Below are 22,135 nucleotides of genomic sequence, written 5' to 3' on the forward strand. Positions count from 1 at the left end.
CTGCGACCATTTCATAAATTTGAAACCGTTGATAATTCTAGCCTACAGCCAAGGATTCAAGTCCTCACTAGGGTACCACCTTGTTCCGATAAAAACATATTATGAAAAATAAGGCTTAGCACTATGTTAAACATAAATGATGTTATCAAAGTTAGAAAAAATCAAGATTACATCAAAGTAGGCGATGTGGGAACTGTGGGAACTGTGGTACACATATTCGATGAAATTCCTTTTGTATACTTAATTGAGTTTATTGATAGTGAAGGCCGTACAACTGAAATGGCATCTCTAAAAGAAGAAGACATGAGCCTTTATTGGGTTGCCAGCACTGAAACATATTTCGAATAGTTAACCCGATCATTAAACACATTCAGATATATACTAATTCAATCTAAAAGCCCATAAGCATAAAAATCAATTAGCCAAAGGTTCAAGTCCTCACTAAAGAGTTGCATCCTTATATTGTGCTGAACATATTTTCCTGAGTACAGTTATATTAAAAACTCGAAAGTAAGACACTCGTTTCACTATTTAGAATACCTTCAACCTCTCGCACTTGACGAAGCACTTCATCAAACTCACTTAGGGTCGGCGTGTTTATTTCAGCAATAAGGTCCCATGCACCATTGGTTGTGTGCAACTTTACCAGTTCTGGTATGCCTCGTAGTTTTCTGATGACTTTAGATGTGGAGTGTCCAGATATTTCGATCATCATGAGCGCTTTTACAGTTTCTTGATCTAAAGTTTCATGCACTCGAATAGTAAAGCCAAGAATTGCACCGTTAGAGATCAGTCTATCGAGCCGATTTTGTATCGTGGCACGAGATACTTTCAGCCTTTCAGCGAGATGCGAAATAGTGGCTCGACCATCTCCTCTCAACTCTGAGATAAGCTCGCTATCTAAACTATCGTAAATATACCTTCTCATTATATTTCTGACCTACCGTGGATTGTATTTAGCAAAATGTACAGTATGTATTAGCAAAATGCAAAATAATCGTGCTTATTTAGTGAGTTTTTTGCATTTTAACTAACACTCAGCCTTGCTAAGATATTTCAAGTCAGTTACAAAAACTATCAAGGAGCAAAATTAATGTCTAAATTTATCGTATCACCCAAGGAAGGCGTTCCATTCGTTAGTGTACAAGCGATGGCTAAAATGATTCACGATTATGGTGTTGAACAATGTATTACGGATCTAGTAGCTGCTTTAGAGCAAGATTTTCTCCGTTGGGATCAATTTGAAAAATCTTCTCGCTTTGCTTCGCATTCTAAAGACGGTGTTATCGAGTTGATGCCAGTAAGCGATGGAGATATGTTTGCTTGTAAATATGTCAATGGTCATCCAATTAATACCAAACGAAATCTACAGACCGTGGCGGCTATGGGTATCTTGTCTGACGTCGAAACTGGCTATCCTATTTTGCTGACAGAAATGTGTATCCTTACGGCATTACGTACTGCTGCCACATCCGCTATGTTGGCCAAACATTGTGCGCCAAAAGGCGCTAAAAAATTGGCGTTAATAGGAAACGGCGCTCAGTCTGAATTTCAAGCATTAGGTATGAAAGCCATAGTAGGTATTTCAGAAGTTCGTTTGTATGATATTGACTCAGCGGCATCGCAGAAAACGGCTGATAACCTTTCAGACTCAGGTTTAAAAGTCATTGTTTGTCGCACGTTAGAAGAAGCTGTTTTAGGTGCAGAGATCATTACTACCTGTACAGCTGATAAGACAAATGCCACTATTTTACGAGACGATATCATTGAAAAAGGTGTTTATATTAATGCGATAGGCGGTGATTGTCCCGGTAAGACAGAGCTGGATAGCAATATATTAATGCGAGCAGATCGTGTGATTGTAGAGTTTGAGCCTCAAACACGCATTGAAGGTGAGATCCAAAATTTATCAAGCGACTTTCCTGTTACTGAATTTCATCGCATTCTTAAAGGTGAAGTGCAAGCCCGAGAGTCAGCTAATGATCTCATAGTATTTGATGGTGTTGGTTTTGCATCAGAAGATTTTACGGCCTTGGTCTTTTTAAGAGACTTAATCAGAGAGCAAGAAGGGTATGAGATTTTAGATTTGATACCTCAGCAAGCTGATCCTAAAAATCTATATTCGGTAGTGAAAGAACATAGCATGGCGACGAATGAAGCTTAACATAGCGACGAACGAAGCTTAGCACAGTGAAGCATGAAGCTATGGCTATGTCATAAGTGATTGGTGCAACCTTATGTTTCTTATATTAAATCTCTTTGCTATTTTTGCAAGAGATCTAATATAAGAAAAAACTAATTTAATTACTAATTCAAATAATATAGAAAATTTGTTTTCTTTAATGGAGAAAAAAATGACTGATACGATGAAAAATATAAGAATAGTAGAAGTTTATTCGGATATTGCAGGATATAAAAAAGGCGCCTCTTTAGGTATTCAGGCATTGAAAGCGTCATCGAAGGAACTCAATGCAGATTATTTTGAAAAACTGCAATTTGAAAGTATCGAAGATGATAGTAATAGTGAAGGGGAATCACAATTTTCACATGCAAAATATGCTGATGTAATTGAACCAATCATATCTAAGTTAGCACATAAAGTAAAAGATATAAGAAATGAGAATAAATTTCCAATCATTTTAGCTGGAGATCATTCTAGTTGTGCAGGAACGATGCATGGTCTCAAGATGGCGCACCCTGATTCTGAGATTGGTGTAATTTATATAGATGCCCATGCTGACTTTCATTCACCCTATACCAGTGGATCAGGAAATATGCACGGAATGCCTTTAGCAATGGCTTGTGCAATTGATAATTTAGAATGTAAGCGTAATGACCTCTCTGAGAAAGAAAAAGAGTATTGGGAGAAGTTAAAATTTATAGCTTCTGATGAGCCATCAATTAAACCAGAAAATATAGTTTTTTGCGCCGTTAGAGATTACCAAGAAGAAGAAATGGCATTAATTAAAAAACATAAAATTCCTTTATATTCCGTTGCTGAAATAACTCAAAAAGGAATCAGTTCTACCGTAGAAGAAATCTTCAAAAAATTAGAATATTGCGACCATATTTATGTTTCATTCGATGTTGATAGTGTTGATCCTTTATATGTACCAGGAACAGGCACTCCTGCAATGAATGGTCTTTCATATGAGCAAGCGATGCAACTTAATATAGAATTAATTAAAAATGAGAAAGTATGTTGTTGGGAAATGGCAGAAATCAATCCTTTATATAATAACTCAAAAGATGATTCAACTAGAATATTCAAAATTTTAGAAAAAGTCACGCAGTCTCTTTTAAATCATTATTAGTATGGACCATTTAAAACGAGTTAGGATATTCAATATATAGAAATTTATTATATAACATTTTATATGTTGAATAAAAAAGGGACAGGGAGTCAAAAATAATATGGAAATTATTAAAGCTAATACGTCAAGTCAAGATGTTACCAGTGTCAGTAAAAGTACCAGCATCAGAGGTTTTTTAAAATTCTTTATACCATCTATCATAGGTTTAATGGTCTTCGTACTTCCCATTCCCTATGTAGATGGTAAGTTTGTATCATATGCAGAAGGGTTTACCATTCCTATATCTGTACTAAAGGATTATATACAAGGTTACATGAATGAGCTTTTGCCATTATTAGTCGTAATTTCAATTATGACTACATTGATTTGTACTTTATATACTAAAATCATGAAACCTTCATTAATTTTAAATAATGCGTTTCTAAATAATTTGTTGAATGTTACAACACCTTGGCTTGTTATTAGAATGCTTGGTGCATTTTTTGTTGCAGTTACCTATTTTAAGTATGGTTATGAATTTATATATTCAGACAATATTGGGGGTTTGATATTATATGAATTAATGCCAATACTTTTTATCGTGTTTTTTTTGGCTGGATTGTTGCTACCACTATTACTTGATTTTGGCTTGCTAGAGTTTTTTGGTGTTTTATTAAGTAAAGTAATGAGACCTTTATTTGGTTTACCAGGTAGATCATCTGTTGATTGTTTAACATCATGGTTAGGTGATGGAACTATCGGCGTACTATTAACTGATAAACAATTGACAGGCGGATTTTATACTAAAAAAGAAGCAGCAGTTATTGCCACCAGTTTTTCAGCAGTTTCTATTACATTCTGTTTGGTTGTAATTTCTCAGGTTAAACTAGAAAGCTACTTTATCAATATGATTGGAGTCGTTGCTTTATGCGGAATTGTTTGTGCTTTAATAGTACCAAGGTTATTACCTTTATCTAAAATTGAAAATACATATGTAATAGAAAACAGTGATAGAGACCATGAAACCATTCCTAAAGGAGAAACATTATTTACCCACAGTTTACATAAAGCCGTTCAAAAAGCAGAAAAGAGTCCAAGCTTTTTTACGTTCTTAAAAGATGGATTAAAAAACATTTTGGATATGTGGATCGGGATATTGCCTGTCGTTATGGCAATCGGGACTATAGGCTTAATCGTTGCAGAAGAAACCCCTGTATTTGATTATTTAGGTATGCCATTTATTCCATTCTTAGAGTTATTGAATATACCTTTTGCAGCAGAAATGTCAAAAACTATTATGGTAGGTTTTGCAGATATGTTTTTACCTGCTATTATTGGTTCTTCAATAGAGTCAGAGTTAACTCGATTTGTCATCGCTTGCTTGTCAGTTTCTCAATTAATCTATATGTCGGAAGTAGGAGGATTAATTTTAGGAACAAAAATTCCCGTCAGCTTTTTTCAATTATTAATAATTTTTCTATTAAGAACTATTATTTCATTACCAATTATTGCATTATGTGCTCATATGATTTTTTAATAACGTTAAACTATAAATTTAGCTTGGTAAAATAATTTTTTAAATAGAATTTTCTGAAAGCTACCAGCACCATGTCTTAACAAAAAATCAGCAGCAAAAAACCACCTATTAAGGCGGTTTTTTGCTATTAACATTGAGCTAATCACAATAGCATTCACAGCACATCAGTATTTTTTGTTAAACACCAAAGTTACTATAGTCGATCCACTATAAAACAAACACAGTGCTACTGGGATAAGTGTTGCGCCGCCTCTGTCTACGAAGGCACAGCAAGCAAGCAAAATTTGTAAAAGTCACGCGTGATAATATTTGACCTTATTTTATTTAGGATTAACTATATTGAGATAAATTTCGGAGCTTATCTATATAATTCGCCCAAACTTGCATCATTTCTACTCTAATATCTATTTCATCCAGTCGATTATAAGCACCGCCATGCGTGTCCTTTATTCTATGACCCAGCTGTAACTCTGTTACGATATCCGAATAACGTAACTCAGGTTGTTCCATAAGCAAAGTTTTAGCCGATGCTCGAAATCCATGCGCACATTGCACATCTTTGTATCCAAGCCGATGAAATATTTGTACTAGCGTGGCTTTACTAATATAGGGATTGCTTGAAGCGCGCATCGATGCAAATACATACTCTTTGTGGCCCGTGATTGATTGTATTTCTCGTAAGCGCGCGATAACCTGAGTGGCTAATGGAACGACCAAATGCGATACCATATCATCACGACCTTCGCCTTTAGTAGGGGAGAACGCCCATATTTTATTATCCCAATCTATGTCCTGCCAGCGCATAGAACGTAAATCGACACTACGTACAAACAAATAAGGCAGCAAATTCATTGCTTCTCTTGTAATTTTACTTGCGCCTTTAAAATTGGACATGTCGTTTAGGAGAGTGGCAAACTGATCAGGTTTAGTAATCGCTGGTAAATGCTTGCCTGAATTGGCGGGTGCAAGCTCTCCACGAGTATCCACAGCCACATTCTTCTCACAGAGTCCTCTCGCTACAGCGAATGAAAATACCTTTTCAGTATAAAGTCGAGTGCTGGCTCCAACGAATGCTGCTTGATTTTCATTGTTTTGAATAGCTTCACACACAGTCAATATAATCTCGCTGGTAATATCATTCATCCTTAAATCGCCAATCTCACGACACATATATCCTAGACACAAATCCCAAAATTTGAGTGTTGATTCACTAAAAGAAGACTTTTTAGATTTACCTTGATGATAACTCGCTATCTTATTATCTCTCCAGGCTTGTGCAACTTCAGCAAACGTTGCATTTTTTAAGTGAGCATATTTATTCACTTTTTCTTGTTGATGTATAGCCTTGGGGTCAACACCTTTGGCCAGCATGCTCAGTATAGAGTCTGCTTTATACTTAACCTCATGGAGACTAATCTCATCAGCTCGGCCCAGCATCATTCTAGGGCGTTTACCTTCCATGTGTGGATGCGAATAACGGAAGTAATATTCCTTTTTACCATTTGGATAAATACGAACACTTAAACCCGAAATGTCTGAAATACTGACTGAATAGTCTTTATCTCGGCACTCAAGTTTATTGATCTCATTTATATTGTTGACAGCCATTATCTATACCCTAACTATTACATGTAAGATAAATTAAAAATATTCATCTATTAACTTGGAGCTATATTTGTCAAAATAACTATCGTTCATCAAAAGCATTTTATTTATAAACCAGATATACCATTGGACACCAGGGTGGACACTGATATTTTAACATATATACCAAAAGCCCTTTATTTCATAGATACCAAAGACTAATTATCCCCAAGGTTCACTTGGGGATAATTATAGTATAAGGGAAAGAGAGGGAGTAAGCCATGTGTTCATTGATATATATGGCGTTTGAGGTAATAAACCTCAGACAGATTAAAAGCAATCATACTGTTTGTGATCGTTGATAGCGTTGTTCGGTTTATTTACACAAAAAACCATGCTCCTGTACGTGCACAGAATATAAAAATCAGGGTCATAGTACTGTTCTGTGCAAATTTGGAGGGTATCGATTTAGCTCTTTATATCAAAATTTCTTGCAGGAAGTATAGGCGTTAGAAAATACTCATGAGTAATTCAGTAATTTGGAAAGCTTTCAGGTTAATCGAAGTAAAAAGATATTACGACGTGGTTAGGCATGATGATCGCAATGATAAAATATATCGAAACTAGACTTACAGTCAAACTAAATAAAACTATCAGTATTAAAGCCTATATGCGCTCTTAGCCGTAATATAGGGTAAGAAGCATCAAATAGGATTTTAATATTCAATACCAGCTATCAATCTATGGGTAACGGTATTCTACATATAAGCACGTGAAGGCGGACTGTGGTTCAAAGGTATTCACACTAAAGATCCAATCAGCTATCAACGAATACATAATAGCCGATTGGTTTACTAGGTAACGGTTATAGCGATTGAGGTGAAATACCAAATAAACAGCTGATTATAGCTTTTCGCAGAGGCAGATAATACGATGATAAGCAGAACAATTTTATATAAAAGCTTTCTGGGATAGATTAAAGCAAACTAGCATCCAAAAGGACGCCACATTAAATTGACAGGAGAGATAGATTAATAATTAGCTTAGTGATGATTAAAACGATTGCTTGAACAGGCGACACATATTATTTTGAAGCAGTTACCAGTTAATCCGAATAGTATTTTATTAGGCAGTTATAATCCCATAAATATATTAATAGGTACTGTCTATTTAACATAATATACATTATGCGAAAACAAACCAATGGTTTTAGTAGTTAAGTGAATAGCCATTTGTGTCATAGAATTTATATATTTGACCAAGTATTTTTGTTTGCAAAATTATCTTCGCTTAGATATTTTTAAGATCAGTTTCAGCTTTCTACTAACGACAAGTCTCAAGTAAATACTTACGCAAAGTTCTGCCATCTTGATCTAAGATTACATCTGAAATTTGGCAATTAGAACGCTCATCGTCAGAATCACATGACAAATCATAATAGATATCACTCCCTTGCACCAAGCTGACTTGAACCAATCCTTGCTCAGTCATCGAGAATTTTTTGTCTTGGGTGTAATCAGGATCCTGAGAATCCCACAGCACATCATAATCAAGATTGCAGGACATTTGATTTTTATCAAAATAATCCTGTGCTAGCTGCATCGCTGCTTGTAAGTCAGCGTTGGCATATTGCTGTAGCACCGCAGGATTACTCATACCTTGGTCATCGATGTTTTGTTGGTACATCTTTGTAATAGTTGCGATCTTTATATCAGCCATGGCATCTTGCTTCTGAGATGCATTTATCACATCTGCTGTAGCATTACCGACGGTCGTCAGTCCTATGATCAATAACAATGTCAGCGATTTATATATTGGCATGTCGTTCTCTACGAACTTTTATACTATTAATATTAAGGTCTATTACATCATAGCCATATTAGGACTCTGCTGTAATATCGTATCATTCAGGTTTTCCTATCGAAATTGCGCTAGCTTAACGATTTCATGGTATGTTCTTATTTATTCATATTATGCTTCTTTCATCCATACTTAATAACCACTTTGACAAGGATGTGTTTATGACGCTATTTTCTAATTATTTTCAAGAAAAACCATCAAAATCGATTTCCATAAGTCTTTTTGTGTTGCTCGCTTTAACCGTGACTGGTTGCCAATCTGTTTCCAATGCCAGTGATATCATGATATCTCAGTCAACTAGAAGCGCAGTAAACACTGTTTATACGGATATCAATCAGCAAACCCTTAGCCAACAAGCGTTACATATACAGCGCGCACTGGCTAATAAGGATTTTTCTAGAATCACTGATGATATTCATCCCACACGTGGTGTGCGTTTTTCAATGTATGCCTACGTGCGTCCTGAGTCTGATAAAGTCTTTAGCCGTGCGCAATACACACAGTATTTAGAGCAATCCAATATTCGCTTCACATGGGGCGAAAAAGACGGCACTGGTGATTTATTAATCACGCCGCTACCGACATACTTGGATACTTGGGTGGATGGCGAGAAATTCAATGATACGAATATCAGCGCCAACAAGCTTACCAATAATGGTAATTCAATCAATAATTTAAAAGACGTATATCAAAAATCAGAGGTGGTTGAGTTTTATTATAAAGGCACTGAGCAATACGCTGGTATGGATTGGCGTGTACTGCGATTGGTGTTTGATGAGTATCAGGGCAAGCGTTATCTCGTCGCTGTCATTAACGATCAGTGGACGGTTTAAGTAAAAGTGTAAGCATCTGAATGGTCATATAAAGTATGTTGAAAAAGGGCAATGCTTCGTGTATGAAGCACTGCCCTTTTTGTTTCTTTATTTTCTTATATTTATTTTTTAATATGTAATTTTGAATTTATGGTTGTGGCTGAAGTGGACTTTGTTTAAAAAACTTCACCATAATCTCATAAATATCTGGATATGCGTCAACCAACTTTTGCGGCGTCTCAAAAAATACTTCACTGAGCACGGCAAAAAATTCCGCTGGATTGGTGGCGCCATAACGATCTAAACCTGACTTTCGGTGCGTTTGAAAATCTTCAAAATCGCGCGTCATAATTTCTGTCCAACGCGTAGGGTCCATATCAGGCTGCATTGGCGGAAAACCATTAGCACGGCCATTCATCATGTCGAGCTTATGCACAAACTCATGAATAACGACATTGTGGCCATCACGCTCTCCTGAATGTTTGGCATCCTGCCATGACAATATGACGGGTCCACGTTGCCATGCTTCGCCGCTACGGTGCTGACTGCCTTCGTGGACGATACCAAACTCATCTACAGTGGTGCTGTCGCTTTTATATGAACCAGGATAAATGATAATTGACGACCAGCCAGCGTACCATTCAAGACTTAGGTTTAAGATAGGCAAACATGCTTGTAGCGCAATTGATTGTCTGACAGCATCAGTAATTTCAAAACCTTGTGCGCCTACAATCGACTTATCATCCAAAAACAAGGTCGCCAAATCAAACAAGTGGCTTAGCTCGTCTTCATTCAACCTATCCAATATCACGATACGCTCAGCAGCTCGCATCCAGTCTTCATGGGTGAATTCACTACTATCCAGTATGCGCTGCTCACGCCAGTCTTTTATGATGTCAAACATACACTTTATCCCTATTTTTCTTAGTATATAGGCCAGCTGTCCTACACATATTATAGAGATAATCAGTAGTACGCCATTATAATTACTATACTAAAATGTATAAAAAACGCGGCTCATAAATGAATCATGGAGCGGCGCAGGCTGTCATCCATACATTACTTTTTAAAATTGATATTGTAAGCCTAACTGTATTGAGCTGTCTTTATCGTCACGTGCAAAGGTGGTATCGCCATTCAGATAAGCGTAGACATTGTTATGAACCTTGTTGCTAACACTCAGCTCAAAACGTCCATAGTCATCATCTTTGTCTACTTGGGTAATACTAATATCTCTTTTTTGCCCGTCAGCGAAAGAGGTTGTCGATAAACGATCTACTAAACCATCTTCGATGACATGCACATAAGCAAGTTTGCTTTGAAGCTTGGCGGGCGTACCCATTAAATCAAAACCATACTGCAACTGGTAACCGAGCTCTGAGTCCCATGCCTCACTAGATGTGCTGTCAATTTTGAGGGCTGTGCGAGAGTTGGCATCGCCACTCGTGTAGCCGTCTATGTCGGTATCACTGTAGTTCAAACCTAAAAAAGCGCCATGAGCGACATTTTTCTTGATAAGAAAATTGTAGCCAAGCTCATTGTAAGCACTAAATACATCTGCATCAGCATTACCGCGTTCGCTATTATTAATAATGTTGATACCATCATTGCCATCTAGTCTGACGGTGCTATTAACATCTAAATCATGTTTAGATAAGCTTATAGAAGTCGTATTCCACCAAGCCTTATTTTTACCACCCAGTAACGAGTAGGCTTGAACGCCATAGCTGGTGTCTTTTTTAATACCGTTTTCTATAGTTTTATTGTTTTGATTGGCCGCTTGTAGACCAGCACCAACACGCCAGCTAGGTTGCACAACGTATTCACCATAGATGCCAATATTGGCGCGAGTACCTTCTTGCACGTTATCAGAATCAACATAGCTTTGAGAGCCGTCTACCCAAACCTGAGTACGCGAAGCATCAAAGGCATCATTGTTATCAGCGGCAGGTAAAGCCAAAGCATTGGCACGCTCAAGAACCGCTGAGTGCGAATCAGCAGCACTGTCCTTTAAGGCTGCACCCATCCTGTTTTGTAGGTTAAGCGCGCTTTTGTTTGCGGCAATGATGTCAGCATTGGTTTGCTCAACAATCAATTTGCTAATGATACGCGAATAGTCACGCATTCTTTGTGCTATGCGTTCTTCACCGAATGCAGAAGTAAGCACGTCCTCATTGTCTAATTCGGGATTATGCCACGTATAGCCATCTGGGATATTCGGATTTTCCGTTTGTGTGTAACCATCATAATCAGGCCCAAGACCCCAGTTGGTCGCCTCAAATCCGACGACGGGCATCACATTATCAAAAGACTCCTGATCGCTACAACAGCCAACGCCATAAGGTTCATAGGGTTCTGTCGCGCCTGGTGCAATGATGGCTGGATTGACGTCGAGTGTGATACCAAGCTCTTTTGCAATACGCAGCGCATTTTCACGCAGTCCTACATTGGCAGCCACTTCATTGCCGCCATCGTCGTAAGCATTTCGTCCTGCATTGGCATACATCTTATCGCCTGTAATCAAGCTATCTAAGTTAATCATACCCAGTGCTGTCGATTTTTCTGCGTTAGTGAGCTGATCAACAAACGCCTTTGAACCATTGAGACCGCCCTCCTCTGCACCAAATGCCACAAACTGAATATCATGTTCTGTGTCAATGCCACTCAGGTTATTGGTCAACTCAGTCAAAACGCCAGACCCAGAAGCATTATCGTCCAATGCCTCTAGATTTTCATAGTTTGGATAGGCTACTGCAGAATCATAATGTGCGCCGACAAATAGCGTTTTATTGGTATCAGCAATACCTTTTTGGGTCACGATAATGTTATTACTCGTTAATGTTTGACCACTAAATAAACCGCGAGGTGCGACAAAATTAAACGTTTGACGATCGACTTGATTGTTACTGCCATCGATGGTCATACGTTGCTGCATATAGTTAGCAGCTTGGAATTCTTTATCAGATCCGGTATAGCGACCAGCATAGTCGCGCGCAAGCGTTAACGCCGTTTCTTTACCATAATCACCGTATTGGGCTTCTGCAAATGTTTGTGAGCCTGTAAGTAGTGTCAGCGCAGTGACAACTGAAATCGTGAGCGGTGATAATCTATTATGCAAACTGTTTCTCCTTGGTTAATGAAATGTAATCGACACTAAAAAATAACTCAATTAAATGTGATTTACAAGAAAAAGAAACAACGCATTTTTTAAAATCAAACCTCCAACGACAACATATTCATAATCAACTTGATCAAGGTTTCTTTTTGATTCGGGTCAGACTCAGCGACTAACAAGGTCAAAGCAGCAAGACCTGTGTTATTGATCACCATTTCACCTTTATCATTGAGTAAGCGTCCGTTACGATGTAAAAAATCTACAAACAAAAAAGCCCCACTGCGCTTATTACCATCAGTAAAGGGATGGTTTTTCACCATAAAATACAATAAATGCGCCGCTTTACTCTCGATAGTTGGATAAGCAGGCTCCCCAAACACCGTTTGCTCTAGATTACCAAGTACGCTACTCAAACCGTCACCACGAGGCTTAGCAAACAACTCAGTCGCCGCGCCTCTACCGATTAGCTGTGATTTTAGGTTATTGAGTGCGTCCATTGCTTCAGTTGGGCTGGGTAATATGCCGCCTTCCTGCCCTGCTGGATCATCCAATAGACCCTCGTCATAGCGCTGCAACCATAAAAACGTCTGTGTATAGCGACTGATTATTTCAATCAAGCCGCGCCCTTCATCGGTATTCAGCTCAGGGCTTTGCGCTGTTTTTCTGATAAGGTTTAACGCTTGCTGCAATTCATTGGAGTTTTTATCAAAGCGTTGTTGGTTGAGCGTATATCCTTGCACCAAGTATTCACGTAAGCGCTGGGTTGCCCAAATGCGGAACTGAGTGCCTTTTTTGGAGTTGACACGGTAGCCCACAGAAATAATGGCATCTAGATTATAAAATCGAATATTACGACGGACTTGTCGCTTACCCTCCTGACGAACTACCGAGGATTGCTCGGTAGTTGCTTCCGAGTCCAACTCACCTTCTTTATAGATGTTTTTTAGGTGCAAACCAATCGTATCAGAGTCTTTTTCAAACAGCGTGGACAATTGTGCTTGCGAGAGCCACAAAGTATCATGCTCTAAGCGAATCTCAATCTGTGTCTGTCCATCTGCACTTTCGTATATCTCTACTTTTACCGCATCATCATTCATAAAAAGCTCTCGTCCCGTAATATCATACTGTGATCTATAGACTATTGTTGTCTTCATAATTTATATTACGGATGCTTGTCCGTTATCACAAAACCTGTCTTTTAATAAACCAATAAAAATAACGATATCTTAAGTTATCTGAATTTTAATTATATTTATAATGATAGAGACAATACCAAATCAGGTGATTGTTTGATAATGTCATCTACTCGGGCCAGCACATCGGCGGATGTATCACCATTAACTCCTGCATTCATCACTTTCCACTGACTCAAATCGGCAAGGACCGCAGGATAAGCAGTCTCTATGCTAGCGCTATAGCCATACGTCAGCGAATCCCCCAGTGCTTTAAAGTTATTCAATACCTATTATCTAACTCTTGTTGTATATTGTTTCATATACGTTGTATAGTTAATTAAGAGATACATTACCTGTTGGGCGAAATACAAGTGTTACCCTGCTTAGTATAGACAGAGTATTTATCATAAAGTATAACTTTAACAAGGATGCGTGAGGTACTTATGAATAAAAAATCATCTCAATCCCAGTCTCAGAGCCAAAATCAATCTCAAGAAGACCAGTCAATAGGTCAAATCAAAGACCAAAGTCAGAATCAAAATAAGGATATAGCTACCTCCGAGGCGAGTATAAAAGACAAGGATAGCGATTCAGAACAATCGCAAAGCCAATCGCAGAGCCAATCACAAAATCAGTCGCAGGATACGCCCGCCAAAGATTTAGCAGACACGCCTCCATCACGAGCACCAAGCTTTGATGAGCTCCAAACGGATAAAGGCCAGTATCGTCCAGTTGCACAAGCCGTTGGCAATTGGCTTGATAACATCAACATGGATGCGCTCAATTATCTAAACGAACAAGCAGAAAACATCTTTTACCGCAAAGGGGTCACCTTTACAGTCTATAGCGATGCCAAAAACATCGAGCGTATGATTCCGTTTGATATTATTCCACGCATTATTGCCGCGAGCGAATGGAAACAAATAGAGGCAGGCTGTAAACAGCGTATCACCGCTCTCAATGCTTTTTTGCATGATATCTACCATGACCAAGCCATCATGAAGGCAAATATTGTACCTGCCAGCTACGTCTATGCCAGTGGCTGCTATGAACCGTGGATGATGGGTATTGAGCTTGATAAGCCCATTTATTCGCATATCAGCGGTATTGACTTGATTCGAGATGAGACCGGTAGATTTTGTGTCTTAGAAGACAATCTACGCACCCCATCAGGTGTCTCATATATGCTTGAGAGCCGCAATATATCAGAGACACTATTATCAGATATATTTGCTGACACTCCGATTATGGGCATCAGTGATTATCCCAACCGTCTCAAAGCCTGTCTTGCCAGCTCAACATCCAAATATGATCCACAAGTCGTCATTTTAACCCCAGGACGTTTTAACAGCGCCTATTATGAGCATGCCTTTTTAGCACATGAGATGAATGTGCCACTCGTCCATGGTTATGATTTGGTCGTTGAGGACAGCAAAGTCTACATGCAAGGCATTCGCGGCAAGGTACAAGTCGACATTATTTATCGCCGCATTGATGATCCATATCTTGACCCGTTAGCCTTTCAGTCTGACTCTATATTGGGTGTGTCGGGGCTAATGAGTGCTTATCGTGCGGGCAACGTGGTTATCGTTAACGCCCCAGGTACGGGCATGGCTGATGATAAAAGCTTATATCCTTTCGTACCAGATATGATTAAGTTCTACTTAAATGAAGAGCCTATCTTACCTAATATCAAAACCTATCAGTGCCGTAAGCCCGACGAGCTCAAATATGTGCTCGATAATCTAGGCAAGCTTGTGGTAAAAGAAACGCAAGGCTCAGGTGGCTACGGGATGCTGATTGGTCCAACGTCGACTAAAAAAGAGATCGAAGAATATCGCTTACGCTTGCTTGAAAACCCAGCGGGCTTTATTGCCCAACCGACTATCTCACTATCTACCAACCCTACTGCCGTGAGCGACGGTATCGCGCCGCGTCATATTGACTTGCGTCCCTTTATTCTCAGTCATGGTGATGGCACCGTAGACATTGTACCCGGTGGTCTGACACGCGTGGCAATGGTTGAAGGCTCTTTGGTCGTCAACTCATCACAAGGCGGCGGCATCAAAGACACTTGGATCATTGATGACAGTGATTTAGACAGCCAGCCAGCTGGTAAGGGCGCGTCTTTATCATCAGTAGAGGTCAATGCTTCAGGTCATGCGAACTACTATAATCGCGTACAGCCCTTAGAAACAGGCTATGAGAGTTTAGATGATGCTCCCATGATACTGCTACTATCTACCGCCAGTCACTTAATATGGCTAGGTCGATATAGTGAGCGCCTGTATTACTATGACGATGTCATGAAACAACTCATCAAAGGTGATCTCAAAAAATCACAGATCAAACACTTAATCAGTCACTTAGGGTTTGGTGCTGATGAGGAGGAATCGACTAGAACCATAAAAGCGCAAATGATGTCTGATTTGGAACAAAACATCATACCCAATATCGTGCAATCAATTGAGGATAATGTACAAGAGGCCAAAGGTGTCATTGGTAAAGATACCGCTGAGTTATATAACTTGATCAAGCGACTATCAAGTGCCGGTACTTATCGGGCCGCGACCTTGCAGCTACATGCGTGTAACGCTGCAATGAAACAAGAGCATGCGACAGTGACGTGCTTTTGGCAATTAGGGCGTCATTTTGAGCAGCTTGAGCGTGCCGTCTTGTTAGAGGAGGACTCAATAGAAGTCAGCCTTGAATTTAAGCACTGGATTAATGAGTTGCCGGAGAATACGCGCTGGCGTGAGCTTATCCGCTTGACCAACCAGATGATCAGATCCAAGAAATTTAGTGATTTTGCGCTGATTAGTAAAGAGTTTAATCTCATACTGCGTCAAGGTGTCTAGCCAAAAACTAATAATAATCGCTCATTGAGACATATGAAATAAACAGAAAAATAGAAAGACGCTATGAGGAAATACCATGAAACTTCAAATCAGTCACCAAACGAACTATTATTACGATGAGCTGGCGCAGCGCAGTGTACAGTATATACGCATGACACCCATGCAAATGCCGCACCAAATCATTCATAAATGGGATGTAATGCTTCCTAAAGTGGCGACCAACCAAAAGGACGGCTTTGGTAACGACTGGCTCACGCTGAGTCGTAATGAGGCGCATAACAACTTACAAATGCAAGCGTCAGGCATCGTTGAGATCAATACCGAAACCAAACGCTTAGAGGATATGGATCATGTTCCCTATCTGCTATTTACTGTACAAACCCCATTGACTAAATGCTCACAAGAGATGCGCGAATTTGCAGCGCCATATCTAAAAACTCCCACCCATGACAGCCTAAAATCAATGGCAAATGCGCTTATCATGAAAATGCCCTTTGTCAAAGACGTCACGCATGTGGGTACAACCGCTGCTGAGTCTTTTGCGACAAGTGCGGGCGTGTGCCAAGACCATACGCATGTATTTTTAAGTGTCTTGCGGGATCAACAGATTCCAGCCCGTTATGTGTCAGGTTATCTGTATGACGACACCGAAAACCATATGGCAAGCCACGCATGGGCTGAGGTTTGGCTAGATGGCTACTGGTATACGTTTGATATCTCAAATCAGGCATTTACTCCAAATTCACATGTGTATGTGGCCATTGGGCGAGATTATCTTGATACTGCGCCTGTCCGCGGCGTACGAATGGGTGGCGGCTACGAAAATCTTTACAGTCTTGTATTGGTCACAAAGCTACCATAACGTACGCTATTTTTATTACGTTTATTCATTAAAGGTATTTTATGACTTATTGTGCTGCTATTCGTCTCAAAGAAGGGATGGTTTTTGCTAGTGATACCCGTACCAATGCAGGAATTGATCATATCTCAACCTTTAGAAAGCTGTACCAATATGGCGTTGAGGGCGAGCGCTTTATGGTACTACAAACTGCTGGCAGCTTGGCGACCTCGCAAGCGGTATTCAACAAACTACAAAATGATATTGACCAGCGTGTTGAGAGCAATCTCAATACAGTAGCGACGTTGTTTGATGCCGCGCAAATGGTTGGTGAATGCATGCGTGAGAAGATGAATCATGCAAAAGCGGTCGCTAATGCTAATGTTGATGGTGCCTTTACCAGCTCGTTTATGCTTGGTGGTCAAATTAAAGGGCAGCCCGCTGAGCTATACATGATCTATCCTGAAGGCAATTGTATTAAAGCCACTGAGGACACACCATTTTTTCAGTTGGGTGAGAGCAAATACGGCAAACCAATACTCGATCGCTCCGTCAAATACGATACCAATGTCAATCATGCAGCTCGTGCGTTAATGCTGTCATTTGACTCCACGATTCACTCGAACCTATCGGTCGGCATGCCGATAGATTTCGTGCTTTATAAAAATGACAGTTTAACCCTGCCCAAAGGTCGCCGTATCGATGAACATGATGAGTACTTTAATACGATTCGTCATCAATGGTCAGAGGCGTTACGTCGCACTTTGATTGAATTGCCCAAATGCCCTGACAATTATTGGGGATAAATTTTATCTGAGTATCAGACCCAATTTGAAGACTCGTTATTACACCAATAAAAACGGTGCCGTACGACTGTCTTTTGATTGGGCAACGTCACTTGGCGTGCCTTGAGCGACAATTAACCCGCCCGCATCCCCCGCTCCTGGCCCGATATCGATAATCCAATCGCTGTTGCTGGCGACTTGCATATCATGCTCAACCATGATGACAGTGTTGCCAGCATCAACGAGGCCATTTAATTGCGTCATCAACATAGATACATCGGCAGGGTGTAGACCTGTGGTTGGCTCATCCAATATATAAAGCGTGTCGCCGCGTTGTATGCGTTGTAGCTCGGTCGCAAGCTTGATACGCTGTGCTTCGCCGCCTGACAGCTCAGTGGCTGGCTGGCCCAGACGTAAGTAACCAAGCCCAACTTGTAGCAACGCCTCTAATGCACGCAAAATAGGTGCTTCATCGACAAAAAACTCATGAGCGGCTTCAACCGTCAAATCTAATACTTCAGCAATATTTTTATCTCGATAAGTAATCGCCAGTGTTTCATCGTCATAGCGTTGACCGTGACAAACCTGACAAGGCGCATAGACGCTCGGTAAAAACAACAGCTCAACACTGACAAAACCTAAACCTTCGCAATTTGGACAGCGTCCTTTTACCGTGTTAAATGAAAAGCGACCCGCATCAAAACTATTTGCTTTTGCTTGTTTGGTTGCCGCAAACAGCTTACGTACGTGATCGAATAATCCAGTATACGTGGCCAAATTAGAGCGCGGCGTACGTCCAATGGCTTTTTGATTGATATTGATAAGACGACGTACGTGTTCCATGCCAGCAATGATTTCACCACCTGTTACCGAATCAAGCTCCTGTTCAAGCAAATCGGCTTCACCTACAGGTGCTTCCTCAACGGTTTTTTGCCCCAACGCCTCATTGATAAGCTCAACCAACGCTTGACTGACAAGACTTGACTTTCCCGAACCTGACACACCAGTGACACTCGTCATAATTCCAAGCGGAAATGCGACATCCAACCCTCTTATGTTGTTTCGTTCGATGTTTGCCAGCTTTAGCCATGCGGTTGGCGATCTTGTACTGGGTTTCGTCTGAACGTTAGCAGCATCGGTAAAGAGATATTGACCTGTATGCGACTGAGAGACATCACGCAGTCCCTCAACAGGCCCACTATAAACAATCTCACCACCATGCGTACCAGCTTTTGGCCCGACATCGACCACCCAATCTGCGTGTCTAATAACGCTAACATCATGTTCGACCACAAACACAGAGTTACCGGCCGCGATTAGCTCAGCCAACGCGCTGAGCAAGGCTTGAGTGTCTGCAGGATGCAGACCTGCCGATGGCTCATCAAGGACATAAACCACACCAAAAAGCTGCGAGCGGATTTGTGTTGCCAGTCGTAGGCGCTGTAGCTCACCAGGAGATAGCGTCGGTGTCGTACGCTCCAGCGATAAGTAACCTAACCCAAGCCTCGTCAGCGCCTCCACACGGGAGAGGATATCACTGGCAATACGCTGAGCAACGATGGCTTTTTCGCGGTTTGGTGTTGTATCAGCTACTTTGGTGCTAGCTGTTTTCTCTAATTTTAATGCCAGTTCAGTGAGCGTTAGCTGTGACAGCTCGCCAATATCCAATCCTGCAAATTTGACTGACAGTGATTCTCTTTTTAACTTTTTGCCATGGCATTCTGGACACACAGATATCTGCATAAACTGTGAGACGCGTTTTTTGGTACGCGGGCTTTGGGTCGTCGCAAAAGAATGCAATATGAAATTTTTGGCACTGGTAAAAGTCCCCATGTAGTTTGGTTTTTCACCATTCTCAATCGCTTCGCGCGTTTGCTCGATATTGTATTCAGGATAAACAGGCACCGTGGGTGTCTCATCAGTAAACAAAATCCAGTCGCGGGTTTTTTTTGGTAGTGTGTGCCAAGGCTTGTCAATATCATGACCCAGCGTGGTTAATATACGGCTAAGATTTTGACCTTGCCACGCTGGTGGCCATGCTGCGATCGCACGCTCACGTATACTCTTGGTGTTGTCTGGCACCAGTAATGCTTCTGTCACCTCAAACACGCGGCCAATACCCGAGCACGTCGGACAAGCACCATCTGGCGTATTGGGTGAAAACGCATCAGCATACAACATATCTTGATCTGCTGGATACTCGCCAGCTCGTGAATAAAGCATACGCAAACCATTGGAGATAGTTGTCACACTGCCAACGGAGGAGCGAACCGAAGGTGTGCCTCGTTGCTGCTGTAAAGCGACAGCGGGTGGCAACCCTTCTATCGCATCGACATCTGGCTCATCGACCTGATCAATCAGCCTTCTGGCATAGGGCGACACTGAATCCAGATAGCGACGCTGCGATTCGGCAAACAACGTTCCAAATGCCAATGAGGATTTGCCTGAGCCTGATATACCTGTAAAGACCACCAGCGCATTGCGAGGCAAATCAACATCAACGTTCTTTAAATTATGAACACGTGCTCCTCTGACCTGAATATGATTGCTAGTATTATTGTCGTTAAGGTGGCTGTTAATTTTGTTAAAAGTGGGGTTTTTATCTGTATTAGTCATAAATTTATTATTCCTTGTAAATCATTTTTTATTATAAAAATATTTATTGAATGCTAGGGCATGTCAGTCAGTAATTGATAAGGAGGGTAACACGTACTTCTTAAAGTTAAAGGCTACCGTTACGTATTACTAGCACAGATAGACAAAACAATAACTTGCGTCCTCTTCAGTTTGACAATACTAAAAAACCCGCATCAATGCGGGTCTTGTGTAGTAATGGTGATAATGCAGCGCTATTAATTTGAATGTGCTATCCCACTACCAGTCGCATCATTTGCGTACTGATGTAACCGCCAAATGTGCCCACTGCATAGCCAAGAATTCCCAAAAATACACCAACGGGTGCAAGCGACGGATGAAATGCCGTCGCAACGATTGGCGCTGATGACGCACCGCCCGTATTGGCATTGGAGCCCACCGCCAAAAAGAAAAACGGCGCACGAATCAATCTAGCGACAGCGAAGATAATAACGACATGAATACTCATCCATAAGAAGCCGATTAGCAATAACCGCCACTGTGAGACAATACCCGCTAGATTGATCTGCATACCAATAGCCGCAATTAATATAAAGATAAATACTGTACCCATTTTGGAGGCACCAACGTGATCGAGTCTACGAATTTTAGTAAACGAAAAAATCACGCCTATCAAAGTAATAATCACCACCATCCAAAAAAATGAGCTGGCAAAGCTGTATTGTACTGCCCATTTGTACGGCGCAAAAAAGGCAGCAATTTGCCCTCCGAGAAAGTGTGCCACCCCTACCATGGCAAAGCACAAACCAAACATCACCATCAAATCATTTAAGGTAGCAGGACGAGCATGATCGCGCTCATAGCTCTCAACGGCTCTAATTACTTTATCAATACTACTCGTGTCTGCTCTTAAAAATCGATCAATCTTAGCGCTGTGCTTGGCCATAACCAAGATTGCTAGTAACCACAATGAAGCATTGGTGGCATCTACCAAAATCATCATACCAAACAAATCGTCGCTAACTCCAAACAGCTCCTTCATGGCCGCTTGGTTAGCCGCGCCGCCGATCCAACTGCCTGCCACTGCCGAAAATCCGCGCCATAGCGTATCATCCGTGAACATCTCAGGCGACACCCACTTAGCTATGCCTAAGCTAATAGGCCCACTAATGATAATGGCAATACTGGCAGCGAAAAACATGGCAATCGCTTTCCAGCCCAATCCCAATATTTTAGGAACATCCATCGATAACGTCATCAACAGCAAACTTGCTGGCAATAGATAAGTCGCGGTAAAACCATAAATCTGCGAGCCAACGCCATCAGCGAAGACACCTAAACTGTTTAGCGTTGCAGGTATAAAGCAGCAAAGAACAATACCGGGTAATACCGCATAAAAACGACGCCAAAATTTGTTCGGTAAGCCTTGGGTATAAAAAACCAAGCCAATAATGGCCATAATGATGCCAAATGCTAAAGGCAAACTATCAATTGCTAAACTTGAGGTGGCAGGCATCAGTGTGCTCCGAAACAGATAACTGGCAAAAGTGAATCAGTATAGACAAGGCGAAAAAAACACGCAAGCCACTATCTCGTATTTAACATCTCAGCGTGTCTCTTTTATTTTAAACCTTAGTCAGGTCAATATAAAAAAGATATAACGGGTCGGGGATAAGTTTTTGT

Annotated in this window: 17 protein-coding genes and 1 pseudogene; 9 read left to right on the plus strand and 9 right to left on the minus strand. The window is 40.7% G+C overall.

What is annotated here, in order from left to right:
* The first annotated feature begins 123 nt into the window (after window positions 1–123).
* A complete protein-coding gene (locus tag JMX48_RS09900) occupies window positions 124–348 on the plus strand; it encodes a DUF4926 domain-containing protein (protein ID WP_201537242.1) in 225 nt (74 codons plus the stop codon).
* 148 nt (window positions 349–496) lie between these two features.
* On the opposite strand, the gene JMX48_RS09905 is transcribed toward JMX48_RS09900, so the two are convergent.
* Entirely contained in the window at window positions 497–928 is a 432-nt protein-coding gene (locus JMX48_RS09905; protein ID WP_201537245.1) for an Lrp/AsnC family transcriptional regulator, read from the minus strand.
* Between the two features lie 165 nt (window positions 929–1,093).
* On the opposite strand from JMX48_RS09905, the gene JMX48_RS09910 reads away from it, so the two are divergent.
* The 3 genes from JMX48_RS09910 (at window position 1,094) to JMX48_RS09920 (ending at window position 4,830) form a co-directional block, all read left to right on the plus strand.
* The gene (locus JMX48_RS09910) at window positions 1,094–2,164 is read left to right on the plus strand and encodes an ornithine cyclodeaminase (protein ID WP_201537248.1); all 1,071 of its coding nucleotides are present in this window, start codon (window positions 1,094–1,096) and stop codon (window positions 2,162–2,164) included.
* Between the two features lie 190 nt (window positions 2,165–2,354).
* A complete protein-coding gene (locus JMX48_RS09915; RefSeq protein WP_201537251.1) occupies window positions 2,355–3,314 on the plus strand; it encodes an arginase in 960 nt (319 codons plus the stop codon).
* 100 nt (window positions 3,315–3,414) lie between these two features.
* Window positions 3,415–4,830: a YjiH family protein gene (locus tag JMX48_RS09920; protein ID WP_201537254.1), complete on the plus strand. Its 1,416-nt coding sequence runs from the start codon at window positions 3,415–3,417 to the stop codon at window positions 4,828–4,830.
* 330 nt (window positions 4,831–5,160) lie between these two features.
* Here JMX48_RS09920 and JMX48_RS09925 read toward each other — a convergent pair whose 3' ends face one another.
* Window positions 5,161–6,438, minus strand: a complete 1,278-nt coding sequence (locus tag JMX48_RS09925; RefSeq protein ID WP_201537257.1) for a tyrosine-type recombinase/integrase — start codon at window positions 6,436–6,438, stop codon at window positions 5,161–5,163.
* Between the two features lie 1,299 nt (window positions 6,439–7,737).
* A complete protein-coding gene (locus tag JMX48_RS09930) occupies window positions 7,738–8,235 on the minus strand; it encodes a hypothetical protein (RefSeq protein ID WP_201537260.1) in 498 nt (165 codons plus the stop codon).
* A gap of 200 nt (window positions 8,236–8,435) precedes the next feature.
* Here JMX48_RS09930 and JMX48_RS09935 point away from each other — a divergent pair, with 200 nt between their 5' ends.
* Window positions 8,436–9,107: a hypothetical protein gene (locus tag JMX48_RS09935; RefSeq protein ID WP_201537263.1), complete on the plus strand. Its 672-nt coding sequence runs from the start codon at window positions 8,436–8,438 to the stop codon at window positions 9,105–9,107.
* Window positions 9,108–9,234: 127 nt separating this feature from the next.
* Here the strand turns inward: JMX48_RS09935 and JMX48_RS09940 are convergent, their stop codons facing one another.
* The 4 genes from JMX48_RS09940 to JMX48_RS09955 all read right to left on the minus strand — a co-directional run bounded on the left by JMX48_RS09940 (window position 9,235) and on the right by JMX48_RS09955 (window position 13,660).
* Window positions 9,235–9,990, minus strand: a complete 756-nt coding sequence (locus JMX48_RS09940; protein ID WP_201537266.1) for a zinc-dependent peptidase — start codon at window positions 9,988–9,990, stop codon at window positions 9,235–9,237.
* A gap of 162 nt (window positions 9,991–10,152) precedes the next feature.
* Window positions 10,153–12,204 (minus strand): autotransporter domain-containing protein, encoded by a 2,052-nt coding sequence (locus tag JMX48_RS09945; protein WP_201537268.1) that lies wholly within the window; start codon window positions 12,202–12,204, stop codon window positions 10,153–10,155.
* Window positions 12,205–12,299: 95 nt separating this feature from the next.
* Window positions 12,300–13,298: a RhuM family protein gene (gene rhuM, locus JMX48_RS09950; RefSeq protein ID WP_201537271.1), complete on the minus strand. Its 999-nt coding sequence runs from the start codon at window positions 13,296–13,298 to the stop codon at window positions 12,300–12,302.
* Window positions 13,299–13,453: 155 nt separating this feature from the next.
* Window positions 13,454–13,660 (minus strand): GDSL-type esterase/lipase family protein, encoded by a 207-nt coding sequence (locus tag JMX48_RS09955; protein ID WP_265088782.1) that lies wholly within the window; start codon window positions 13,658–13,660, stop codon window positions 13,454–13,456.
* Between the two features lie 159 nt (window positions 13,661–13,819).
* Between JMX48_RS09955 and JMX48_RS09960 the strand changes: the two are divergent.
* The 4 genes and pseudogenes from JMX48_RS09960 to JMX48_RS09970 all read left to right on the plus strand — a co-directional run.
* Window positions 13,820–15,466: pseudogene (locus JMX48_RS09960) on the plus strand (circularly permuted type 2 ATP-grasp protein); the annotation flags it as partial.
* A gap of 135 nt (window positions 15,467–15,601) precedes the next feature.
* Complete coding sequence (locus JMX48_RS14250) at window positions 15,602–16,234, plus strand: alpha-E domain-containing protein (RefSeq protein WP_413786359.1); 633 nt, start codon at window positions 15,602–15,604, stop codon at window positions 16,232–16,234.
* A 76-nt stretch (window positions 16,235–16,310) separates the two neighbouring features.
* Window positions 16,311–17,096 carry a transglutaminase family protein gene (locus tag JMX48_RS09965; protein ID WP_201537277.1) on the plus strand — a complete coding sequence of 262 codons (786 nt, stop codon included), beginning with the start codon at window positions 16,311–16,313 and terminating at the stop codon, window positions 17,094–17,096.
* Window positions 17,097–17,137: 41 nt separating this feature from the next.
* Window positions 17,138–17,878, plus strand: coding sequence for a peptidase (locus JMX48_RS09970; RefSeq protein WP_201537280.1), 741 nt, complete (start codon window positions 17,138–17,140; stop codon window positions 17,876–17,878).
* Between the two features lie 39 nt (window positions 17,879–17,917).
* On the opposite strand, the gene uvrA is transcribed toward JMX48_RS09970, so the two are convergent.
* Window positions 17,918–20,473, minus strand: coding sequence for an excinuclease ABC subunit UvrA (gene uvrA, locus JMX48_RS09975; RefSeq protein WP_201537282.1), 2,556 nt, complete (start codon window positions 20,471–20,473; stop codon window positions 17,918–17,920).
* Between the two features lie 250 nt (window positions 20,474–20,723).
* Window positions 20,724–21,968 carry a DUF819 domain-containing protein gene (locus JMX48_RS09980; RefSeq protein WP_201537284.1) on the minus strand — a complete coding sequence of 415 codons (1,245 nt, stop codon included), beginning with the start codon at window positions 21,966–21,968 and terminating at the stop codon, window positions 20,724–20,726.
* Window positions 21,969–22,135 lie beyond the last annotated feature (167 nt).

Origin of the sequence: Psychrobacter immobilis (assembly GCF_904846225.1) — a bacterium.
GTDB classification, from domain to species: Bacteria; Pseudomonadota; Gammaproteobacteria; order Pseudomonadales; family Moraxellaceae; genus Psychrobacter; species Psychrobacter immobilis_F.